Annotated in this window: 8 protein-coding genes; all 8 read left to right on the forward strand. The window is 70.3% G+C overall.

All coding sequences use genetic code 11. From position 1 onward, the window contains the following. Positions 1 to 26 precede the first annotated feature (26 nt). The 8 genes from QR78_RS15080 to QR78_RS15115 all read left to right on the forward strand — a co-directional run bounded on the left by QR78_RS15080 (position 27) and on the right by QR78_RS15115 (position 9,825). Positions 27 to 599 carry an ANTAR domain-containing response regulator gene (locus QR78_RS15080; protein ID WP_048428368.1) on the forward strand — a complete coding sequence of 191 codons (573 nt, stop codon included), beginning with the start codon at positions 27 to 29 and terminating at the stop codon, positions 597 to 599. Next, the gene (locus tag QR78_RS15085; RefSeq protein ID WP_048428362.1) at positions 596 to 1,597 is read left to right on the forward strand and encodes a CmpA/NrtA family ABC transporter substrate-binding protein; all 1,002 of its coding nucleotides are present in this window, start codon (positions 596 to 598) and stop codon (positions 1,595 to 1,597) included. The genes QR78_RS15080 and QR78_RS15085 overlap by 4 nt, the downstream gene beginning before the upstream one ends. A 362-nt stretch (positions 1,598 to 1,959) precedes the next feature. Beyond that, positions 1,960 to 3,246: a CmpA/NrtA family ABC transporter substrate-binding protein gene (locus QR78_RS15090; RefSeq protein WP_048428363.1), complete on the forward strand. Its 1,287-nt coding sequence runs from the start codon at positions 1,960 to 1,962 to the stop codon at positions 3,244 to 3,246. Next, positions 3,246 to 4,106 (forward strand): nitrate ABC transporter permease, encoded by an 861-nt coding sequence (gene ntrB, locus QR78_RS15095; protein ID WP_048428364.1) that lies wholly within the window; start codon positions 3,246 to 3,248, stop codon positions 4,104 to 4,106. Before QR78_RS15090 ends, ntrB begins: the two co-directional genes overlap by 1 nt. Positions 4,107 to 4,117: 11 nt before the next feature. Beyond that, positions 4,118 to 4,912 (forward strand): ABC transporter ATP-binding protein, encoded by a 795-nt coding sequence (locus tag QR78_RS15100; RefSeq protein WP_048428365.1) that lies wholly within the window; start codon positions 4,118 to 4,120, stop codon positions 4,910 to 4,912. 5 nt (positions 4,913 to 4,917) lie between these two features. Beyond that, positions 4,918 to 6,153 carry an NAD(P)/FAD-dependent oxidoreductase gene (locus QR78_RS15105; RefSeq protein WP_048428369.1) on the forward strand — a complete coding sequence of 412 codons (1,236 nt, stop codon included), beginning with the start codon at positions 4,918 to 4,920 and terminating at the stop codon, positions 6,151 to 6,153. An 11-nt stretch (positions 6,154 to 6,164) separates the two neighbouring features. Then, on the forward strand, positions 6,165 to 7,952 hold the full coding sequence (locus QR78_RS15110; RefSeq protein ID WP_048428366.1) for a NirA family protein: 1,788 nt from the start codon (positions 6,165 to 6,167) through the stop codon (positions 7,950 to 7,952). 262 nt (positions 7,953 to 8,214) lie between these two features. After that, on the forward strand, positions 8,215 to 9,825 hold the full coding sequence (locus QR78_RS15115; protein ID WP_048428367.1) for a sulfite reductase subunit alpha: 1,611 nt from the start codon (positions 8,215 to 8,217) through the stop codon (positions 9,823 to 9,825). Positions 9,826 to 9,992: the final 167 nt, after the last annotated feature.

A 9,992-nucleotide genomic window follows, 5' to 3' on the forward strand; every position in this document is an offset into this window, starting at 1 on the left:
TCCAGGATCGCGGCCCGGGCGACCCCCTGACCATCGCCGTCGTCGACCCGAGCCGCGCCCGGGCCGCGATCCTGGAAGAGGGCCTGCGCGCCGTCGAGGGCGCCCGGGTGGTCGTCATCCCCGACACCGCCGACCTCCTCGACCGGCTGTCGGCCGTCTCGCCGGACGTGGTGGTGATCCATCTCGAGAGCCCGAGCCGCGACCTCCTGGAGCAGATGTTCGGGGTCTCGCGCCTCGTCGAGCGGCCGGTGGCGATGTTCGTCGACCGCTCCGACACGCCGATGATGCAGGCGGCGGTGGATGCCGGCATCTCGGCCTACATCGTCGACGGCCTGCGCGCCGAGCGGATCAAGCCGATCATCGAGATCGCGATCCTGCGCTTCAACGCCTTCGCGCGGCTCCAGCGCGAGCTCAGCGAGGCCAAGGGCGAGCTGGCCGACCGCAAGCTGATCGAGCGCGCCAAGGGCATCCTGATGAGCGCCAAGGGCCTGACCGAGGACGAGGCCTACAAGCAGCTCCGGCGCAAGGCCATGAACGAGAAGCGCAAGATCGTCGACATCGCCCGCGCCATCGTCACCGCCGCGGACCTGCTCGGATGAGGCTCCAGCTCGGCTACGTCCCGCTCACCGATGCCGCGGTGCTGATCGCCGCGGTGGAGCGCGGCTTCACGGAGGAGGAGGGGCTCGGCGTCGATCTCGCCCCGGCGCCGTCCTGGGCGACCCTGCGCGACCACCTGGCGCTCGGCCTCCTCGACGGCGCCCATATGCTGGCGCCGCTGGCGCTCGCCTGCCACCTGGGCTTGAGCGGACCGCAGGCCCGGCTGATCGCGCCCGCGGCGCTCGCCCGCAACGGCAACGCCGTGACCCTGTCGCTGCCGCTCTGGCAGGCACTCGATGCCCGATCGGACGCCTTGGCGGATGTCGCCCGCGCCTTCGCCCGGGTGGCCGAGGCCCGGGCCGGGGAGGGGCGCCCGCTGACGCTGGGCACCGTCCATCCCTATTCCAGCCACACCTACCAGCTGCGGCGCCTGCTGGCGCTCGGCGGCGGCTCCCTCTCGGCCGTGCGCCTCATCGTGGTGCCGCCGCCCCGCACCGTCGAGGCGCTGGAGCGCGGGCTGATCGACGGGTTCTGCGTCGGCGCGCCCTGGAGCACCGTCGCGGTCGAGGCCGGGGTCGGCCGCATCGCGGCGCTCGGCGCCCACATCGCGCCGGATTGCCCGGAAAAGGTGCTGGCCCTGACCGCCGACATGGCGGACCGCGCCGCCCCGCTCCTGCGCGCCCTGAAGCGCAGCGCCCGCTGGTGCGGCGATCCGGGACACCGCGAGGACCTGGCCGCCCTCCTCGGCAGCCGGCGCCATCTCGGCCTCGACCCGGCGCTCATCGCCCGCGGCCTCTCGGGGCGCCTTCGCCTCGCGCCCGGCGGGCCGCTGGTTCCGGCGCCCGATTACCTCGTGCTCAGCGAGCGGGAACTGACCCCCGACCCGGCCTCCCTCGACTGGCTCGCCGACGAGATGGCGGCGGCGGGGCAGGTCGCGGCCGGGGCGGTGCGGACGGAGGCGGCGGGCCTGTACCGGCCGGACCTGCTGACGGCGGCGTGACGCCGCTCCCCTCTCTGCTCAATTTTTCGGCTGCTGCATCTGCTGCCTGTTTCCAAAGCTCGTAGCCTGCCGTTTGTGCATCGCATCCATCCGCCAGGCCGGCTTGGCGCCCTGTCCGGCCAAGCTAGGAATCGATCCGATTTCAATCACTTGAATCGCCCACGAGGCGATTGGCACGGAACCTGCTCTCTTCCTCTCGTCCGTCAGCGTCGACGGGCACCGACCGTCAGCAAAGCCGCTGACCCGAGTTCCCCGGTGGGCCCCGCATCGCGTGGCCGGCGGAAGACCTTGGGCGGCGGTTTTTTGCGTTCCGAACCGGATCGAGCGCCTGGGCGGCGCGAGGACTTGAGGGCGAGTCATCGATGAGCAGCGTTGAGCACACCACGCGTCGCGGTCTCCTCAAGGGGGCGGCCGGCGCCCTGTCGCTGGCAGCGGCGGCCCGCGTCGCCCTGCCGGGCGGCGCCTTCGCGCAAGGAGCCGGACCCGAGGTGAAGGGCGCCAAGCTCGGCTTCATCGCGCTCACCGATGCCGCCCCGCTCTTCGTCGCCAAGGAGAAGGGGATCTTTGCGCGTCACGGGATGCCCGACGTCGAGGTGCTGAAGCAGGCTTCCTGGGGCACCACCCGCGACAACCTGGTGCTGGGCTCGGAGGGCAACGGCATCGACGGGGCCCACATCCTGACCCCGATGCCCTACCTGATCAGCGCCGGCCGGGTGACGCAGAACAATGTTCCGGTGCCGATGTACATCCTGGCCCGGCTCAACCTCGCCGGCCAGTGCATCTCGGTCGCCAAGGAGCATATGGGCGACAAGGTCGCCCTCGACACCAAGCCCTTCAAGGCGGCTCTGGAGCGCAAGAAGGCGTCGGGCAAGTCGGTGAAGGCCGCCATGACCTTCCCGGGCGGCACCCACGACCTCTGGATCCGCTACTGGCTCGCCGCCGGCGGCATCGATCCCGACAAGGACATCGAGACCATCGTCGTGCCGCCGGCCCAGATGGTCGCGAACATGAAGGTCGGCACGATGGACTGCTTCTGCGTCTGCGAGCCGTGGAACGAGCAGCTCATCACGCAGGGCATCGGCTACACCGCGCTGACCACCGGCGAATTGTGGAAGGACCACCCGGAGAAGGCGCTCGGCATGCGCGCGTCCTGGGTCGACAAGTACCCGAACGCCGCCAAGGCCCTGCTCGCCGCCGTGATGGAGGCGCAACAATGGTGCGACAAGCCGGAGAACCGCGACGAGCTCGCCGGCATCGTCGCCAAGCGCCAGTGGATCAACGTCCCGGCGACCGACGTCGTCAAGCGGATGAAGGGCGAGTTCGATTACGGCGACGGCCGCAAGGTCATGAACAGCCCGCACATCATGAAGTACTGGGCCGACAACGCCTCGTATCCTTACAAGTCGCACGACCTCTGGTTCCTCACCGAGGACATCCGCTGGGGCAAGTTCGATCCCCAGACCGACACCAAGGCGCTGATCGACAAGGTCAACCGCGAGGACATCTGGCGCGAGGTGGCCAAGGGCATGGGCGTCACGGCGCCGGCCTCGACCTCGCGCGGCACCGAAACCTTCTTCGACGGCAAGGTCTTCGATCCGGCGGATCCCGCCGCCTACCTCAACAGCCTCGGCATCAAGAAGGTGGCGTGATGGCTCTCGGAACCACCATCGGGCGCGTCGTCGCCACCAAGCGGGAGGGGGCGCGGGCTCCCCTCGTCACCCGCGCCGCCCTCAAGGGCCTGGCTCTCCGGATCGTGCCGCCGCTCGTCGTGCTGGCGGTCTTCCTGCTCGTCTGGGAAGTCCTGTGCGGGCGCCCCGGCGCCGGCCTGCCGCCGCCCTCGCGCGTGGTCACCGATGCCTGGGACATCATCGTCCACCCGTTCTACGACAACGGCGGCACCGACAAGGGACTCTTCTGGCACATCGCCGCCAGCCTCCAGCGCGTGGCCTTGGGCTTCACCCTGGCGGTGATCGCCGGCGTGCTGCTCGGGACGCTGGTCGGCCAGTCGGAATGGGCGATGCGCGGGCTCGATCCGATCTTCCAGGTCCTGCGCACCATCCCGCCGCTCGCCTGGCTGCCGCTGTCGCTCGCCGCCTTCCGGGACGGCCAGCCCTCGGCGATCTTCGTGATCTTCATCACGTCGATCTGGCCGATCATCATCAACACCGCGGTCGGCATCCGCAACATCCCGCAGGACTATCGCAACGTCGCGGCGGTGCTCCGCCTCAACGCCTTCGAGTTCTTCGCCAAGGTGATGCTGCCCTCCGCCGCTCCCTACATCTTCACCGGTCTTCGCATCGGCGTCGGCCTGTCCTGGCTCGCCATCGTGGCGGCGGAGATGCTGATCGGCGGCGTCGGCATCGGCTTCTTCATCTGGGACGCCTGGAACTCCTCGCATATCAGCGAGATCATCGTGGCCCTGGTCTATGTCGGGATGATCGGCTTCGTGCTCGACCGCCTCGTCGCCGGCCTCGGCCACCTCGTCACCCGCGGCACCGCCACGGCCTGAGGAGGCCCATCATGACCCATCTCAGCCTCGAGCAGATCGGCATCAGCTTCACCCGGAGCGGGCGCACCACGGAGGTCTTGCGCGACGTCGACCTGAAGATCGCCAAGGGCGAGTTCGTCTCGCTGATCGGCCATTCCGGTTGCGGCAAGTCGACTGTGCTCAACATCGTGGCGGGCCTGCTCAAGGCCTCGACCGGCGGCGTCCTCCTCGACGGCAAGGAAGTGAACAGCCCCGGCCCCGAGCGCGCCGTGGTCTTTCAGAACCACTCGCTCCTGCCCTGGCTGACCGTGCGCGAGAACGTGGCGCTCGCGGTCGACAAGGTACTGAAATCGAAGAAGAACCGGGCGGAGCGGCGCGACTGGATCGAGCACAATCTCGCGCTCGTCAACATGACCCACGCCGCCGAGAAGCGCCCGCACGAGATCTCCGGCGGCATGAAGCAGCGCGTCGGCATCGCCCGGGCGCTCGCGATGGAGCCGAAGGTCCTGCTGATGGACGAGCCCTTCGGTGCGCTGGACGCCCTCACCCGGGCGCATCTCCAGGACCAGCTGATGGAGATCCACCTGCGGCTGAAGAACACCGTGATCATGATCACCCACGACGTCGACGAGGCGGTTCTGCTCTCCGACCGGATCGTCATGATGACGAACGGCCCCTCGGCGACGATCGGCGAGGTCCTGACGGTGCCGCTCGCCCGGCCGCGCAAGCGCCTGGAGCTCGTCGAGGACCCGACCTACACCCATGCCCGGGCCGAGGTGCTGGAATTCCTCTACGCCCGCCACGCCAAACCCGCGATCGCGGCCTGACGCCCATGTCCGAGCGCCTCGTCGTCATCGGCAACGGCATGGCCTCGCTCCGCTTCCTGGAGCGGTTGCTCGATGCCGCCCCCGGCCGCTACGCCGTCACCTGCATCGGTGCCGAGCCGGTGGCGGCCTATAACCGGGTGCTCTTGTCGTCGCTGCTGGGCGGCGAGGTCGACGAGGCGGCCTGCACCTTCCGCGGGCTCGACTGGTACGCCGAGCACGGCATCACCCTCGTCACCGGCGCGCCCGCCACCGCGATCGACACCGCCGAGCGCCTCGTCCGCGTCGGCGAGGGGCTGGTGCTGCCCTACGACAAGCTGGTGCTCGCGGTCGGCTCGGTGCCGATCCGGCTGCCGAAGCCCGGCATGGATCTGCCCGGCGTCATCACCTTCCGGGATCTCGCCGACGTGGCGGCGATCCGCCGGGCGGCGGTGGCGGGGGCGCGTGCGATCGTCATCGGCGGCGGCCTCCTCGGGCTCGAGGCGGCGGTGGGCCTCGCCCGGCTCGGCGTCGACACCACGCTGCTGCACGTCATGGACCGCTTGATGGAGCGCCAGCTCGACCACGCCGCCGCGGCCCTCGTGCGCGAGGCGATGGAGGCCCGCGGCGTCCGGGTGATCCTGAAGGCCGACACCATGGCGGTCGAGGGCGACGGCAAGGTCGAGCGCCTGGTTCTCTCGGATGGCACGGTGCTGCCGGCCGATCTCGTGGTGATGTCGGTCGGCGTGCGTCCCTCGACGGCTTTGGCGGCCAGTGCCGGCCTCGCGGTCGGCCGCGGCATCCGGGTCGACGACACGATGGCGACCTCGGTGCCGGGCATCTACGCGCTCGGCGAATGCGCCGAGCATCGCGGCCAGACCTACGGCCTCGTCGAGCCGGCCTACGAGCAGGCCGACGTGCTGGCCCGCCACCTCAGCGGGTCTGAGGCGGCCTATGCCGGCACCTCGCTCGCGACCAGCCTCAAGGTCTCCGGCCTGCCGGTCTTCTCTGCCGGCGCGGTCGACGTGCCCGACGGCGCCGAGGCCGTGACCTGGAGCGACCCGGCGACGGGCCTCTACCGCAAGCTCGTGATCGACGGCGACCGGCTGATCGGCGCGGTCTTCGTCGGCGACGTCGCCGAGCAGGGCTGGTGCAAGACCCTGATCCGCACCGGCGAGACCATCACGTCCGACGACCGGGACGATCTGATGTTCGGGCGCCCGGTCTCCCCCGAAGTTCCCGCCCCCCAACCCCTCGCAGCGTGAAGGAGCCCGCAATGGCCGACGACTTCGACGCCGAGCAGAAGCGCTACCTCGAAGGCTTCTCCCACGGCATCGCCGCGATCCGCATGACCGGCGGCCTCGCCGGCGGCGGAACTGCGCCTGCGCCCGCCGCCGAGCCGACCGGGCCGGATGCGAGCCACATCAAGGCGCAGGACCGCACCGTGAAGAACGGCGGCAAGCTCGCCGACCAGGAGAAGTGGAAGCGGGCCGAGAACCCCTTCGACGGCCACAACCGGCTGATCGCCGAGGCCGAGACCGGCAAGGCCCCGAAGCCCGAGGACAATTTCCGCTGGCGCTATCACGGGCTGTTCTGGGTCGCGCCGGCCCAGAACTCCTACATGTGCCGCCTGCGGATCCCCAACGGCATCCTGCACCACTGGCAGTTCGCCGGCATCGCCGATCTCGCCGATGCCCATGGCGGCGGCTACAGCCACGTCACGACGCGGGCGAACCTCCAGGTGCGGGAGATCAGCCCTGAGCACGGCCAGCCCTTCCTCGACGGACTCGTCGATCTCGGCCTGACGGCGCGGGGGGCGGGGGCGGACAACATCCGCAACGTCACCGGCTCGCCGACGGCGGGCATCGACGCCCAGGAACTCCTCGACACCCGGCCGCTCGCCAAGTCCTGGCACAACCACATCCTCAACGACCGCTCGCTGTTCGGCCTGCCGCGCAAGTTCAACGTCGCCTTCGACGGCGGCGGCGTGCTGCCGGTGCTGGAGGAGACCAACGACATCGGCTTCCAGGCCGTCGAGGTGATGGAGGGCGCCGCGGTCGAGCCGGGCATCTGGATGCGGCTCGTGCTCGGCGGCATCACCGGCCACCGCGACATCGCCCGCGACACCGGCGTGGTGCTGCGGCCGAAGGAGTGCAACGCCATCGCCGATGCGATCCTGCGGGTCTTCATCGAGAACGGCGACCGCACCAACCGCAGCAAGGCGCGGATGAAATACGTCCTCGACGCCTGGGGCTACGACAAGTACCTCGCCGCCGTCGAGGAAAAACTCGGCCGCAAGCTGGAGCGGGTCGATCCCTCCCATGTGAAGCCCCGCGGCGGCTTCGACCGCTACGCCCATGTCGGCGTCCACAAGCAGGTGCAGCCGGGCCTGAACTGGATCGGCGTGGTGCTGCCGGTCGGCAAGATGACCACCGACCAGATGCGGGCCCTCGCCGAGATTTCCCGCGAGTGCGGCGACGGTCAGATCCGGCTCACCGTCTGGCAGAACTTCCTCTTTTCCGGCGTGCCTGACGACAAGGTGGCCGAGGTCGAGTCCCGCGTGGCGGCCCTCGGGCTCTCCACCAAGGCGTCGAGCATCCGCGCCGGCCTCGTCGCCTGCACGGGCAACCGCGGCTGCAAGTTCGCCGCCGCCGACACCAAGGGCCACGCGCTCCTCATCGCCGACCATGTCGAGGCGGCGGTGCCGGGGCTCGACGTGCCGGTCAACGTCCACCTCACCGGCTGCCACCATTCCTGCGCCCAGCACTACATCGGCGATATCGGCCTCATCGGCGCCAAGGTGACGGTGAGCGAGGAGGGCGACACCGTCGAGGGCTACGACATCGTCGTCGGCGGCGGCTTCGGCGAGGCGGCCAGGATCGGCACCGAGATCTGGAAGGCCGTGAAGGCCGAGGACTGCCCCGGCCGGGTCGAGGCCCTGCTCACCGACTACCTCCGGCACCGCACCGGCCCGCAGGAGAGCTTCCAGGCCTACACCGCCCGCCGCGGGCCGGAGGCCCTGAAGGGCCTCGCCGACGCCCGGCTGCTGGAGGCGGCCGAGTAAGGCACCCTTCTCCTCTCCCCGCGGGCGGGGAGAGGGCTGCGTCCCCGTTCAGGGGATGCAGCGAGCTGCGAACCGCAGGTTCGCCGCGAGGGTGAGGGGGACGTACCGGATGAGGCTCTTCCGGAAGCACCCCCTCACCCTCGGCTGACGCCTCGCCGCGCCGACGACAAGGTCGCCGCGGCCCTCTCCCCGCCCGCGGGGAGAGGAGAAGCCAGCGCCTTACCGACCGATGTCGACTGCCACTCTTCTCCGGTAACCCCCGATGACCCAGCACGTCGCTCCCCCGCTCGTCCTGATCCCCGAATCCGCCCCCTTCACCACTGACCAGCGCGCCTGGCTGTCGGGCTATTTTGCGGCCCTGCTCGGGCCGGCGGTCGAGGGCGCGACGGCGTTGCCGGCCGGGGCGGCGCCCGGCGGGCCGGCTCTGGCCGACAATGGCGACGCGCCCTGGCACGACCCGTCGATGCCCCTCGACGACCGCATGGTGCTGGCCAAGGACCGCTCGGAGCCGCAGAAGCTGATGGCCGCCATGGCCCAGCAGGATTGCGGCCAGTGCGGCTACAACTGCGCCGACTATGCCAACGCCCTCTTCCTCAAGACCGAGGAGCGCCTGAACCTCTGCCAGCCCGGCGGCAAGGAGACGCTCCGGATGCTGAAGAAGCTGGAGGCGGAGTTTGGCACGACGGCACCGGCCGGCGCGGCGCCGGCTTCCGACGATGCCCCGAAGGCCGACGCCCCGGTCGGTCCCTACGGCCTCTGCCGCGAGAACCCGGCCGAGGCGGTCTTCCTGTCGCGCCGCCGCCTCAACGCGCCGGGCGGCGAGAAGGAGACCTGGCACGTCGAGATCGATCTCGCCGGCACCGGCATCGAGTACGTCGTCGGCGATTCGCTCGGCCTGTTTCCCGCCAACGCCCCGGCGCTCGCGGATGCGGTCATCGCCGAACTCGGCGCCCGGCCGGAGCGGGTCATCGCGACGAAGCTCGGCGAGAAGACCCTGCGCGATCACCTGCTGACCAACTACTCGCTGGGCGGTGCCCCCGACGGGCTGTTCCAGCTCCTCTCGCTGCTGACCTCCGGCGCGCAGCGCAAGAAGGCCCAGGCACTCAGCGCCGGCGAGGATCCGGACGGCGACGCCGCCTATCTCGACGTGCTCGGGGCGCTGCACAAGTTCCCGGGCGCCCGGCCCGATGCCGAGGTCTTTCTCGAAGCCCTCGACGAGTTGCAGCCGCGGCTCTACTCGATCTCGTCCTCGCCGAAGGCCGATCCGGGCCGGGTCTCGCTCACCGTCGACGCGGTGCGCTACAGCCATCGTTCGCGCCTGCGGCTCGGTGTCGCCTCGACCCATCTCGGCGAGCGCCTGGCCGAGACCGCGAAGGTGAAGGTCTACCTCCAGAAGGCCCACGGCTTCGGCCTGCCGTCCACGCCCGAGACCCCGGTCATCATGGTTGGGCCGGGCACCGGCATCGCGCCGTTCCGCGCCTTCCTGCGCGAGCGCGCCGCCACCGCGGCGCCGGGCAGGAACTGGCTGTTCTACGGCCACCAGCGCCAGGCCTCGGACTTCTTCTACCGCGACGAGTTGAACGGCCTGAAGGACCAGGGCGTGCTGACCCGCCTGTCGCTGGCCTGGTCGCGGGACGGAGCCGAGAAGACCTACGTCCAGGACCGGATGCGCGAGAACGGCCGCGAGCTGTGGCGCTGGTTGGAGGAGGGCGCGCATTTCTACGTCTGCGGCGACGCCAAGCGCATGGCCAAGGACGTCGAGCGCGCGATCATCGACGTGGCGGCGACCCACGGCGGCAAGAGCCCCGAGGAGGCGGTGGCGTATCTGGCGGCGCTGAAGAAGGCGAACCGGTATCAGGCGGACGTGTATTGAGGGCGTCTACGGCCCTGTTCGACCCGCTCGACAGTTTTGAAACCCTCGATGTCATCCCGGGGCCGCGCAGCGGAACCCGGGATCCATAACCGCTGACGTTTCAGGATGAATCGGGACGCGATCCGCCAGGGTCGGCACCGTCCGCGGTGATGGATCCCGGGTTCTCG

Origin of the sequence: Methylobacterium indicum (assembly GCF_001043895.1) — a bacterium.
GTDB classification, from domain to species: domain Bacteria; phylum Pseudomonadota; class Alphaproteobacteria; order Rhizobiales; family Beijerinckiaceae; genus Methylobacterium; species Methylobacterium indicum.

Coding starts and splice junctions, on each gene's coding strand:
- ntrB (WP_048428364.1), top strand. CDS start 3,246: ATGGCTCTCGGAACCACCATCGGGCGCGTCGTCGCCACCAAGCGGGAG.
- QR78_RS15085 (WP_048428362.1), top strand. CDS start 596: ATGAGGCTCCAGCTCGGCTACGTCCCGCTCACCGATGCCGCGGTGCTG.
- QR78_RS15115 (WP_048428367.1), top strand. CDS start 8,215: ATGACCCAGCACGTCGCTCCCCCGCTCGTCCTGATCCCCGAATCCGCC.
- QR78_RS15100 (WP_048428365.1), top strand. CDS start 4,118: ATGACCCATCTCAGCCTCGAGCAGATCGGCATCAGCTTCACCCGGAGC.
- QR78_RS15090 (WP_048428363.1), top strand. CDS start 1,960: ATGAGCAGCGTTGAGCACACCACGCGTCGCGGTCTCCTCAAGGGGGCG.
- QR78_RS15105 (WP_048428369.1), top strand. CDS start 4,918: ATGTCCGAGCGCCTCGTCGTCATCGGCAACGGCATGGCCTCGCTCCGC.
- QR78_RS15110 (WP_048428366.1), top strand. CDS start 6,165: ATGGCCGACGACTTCGACGCCGAGCAGAAGCGCTACCTCGAAGGCTTC.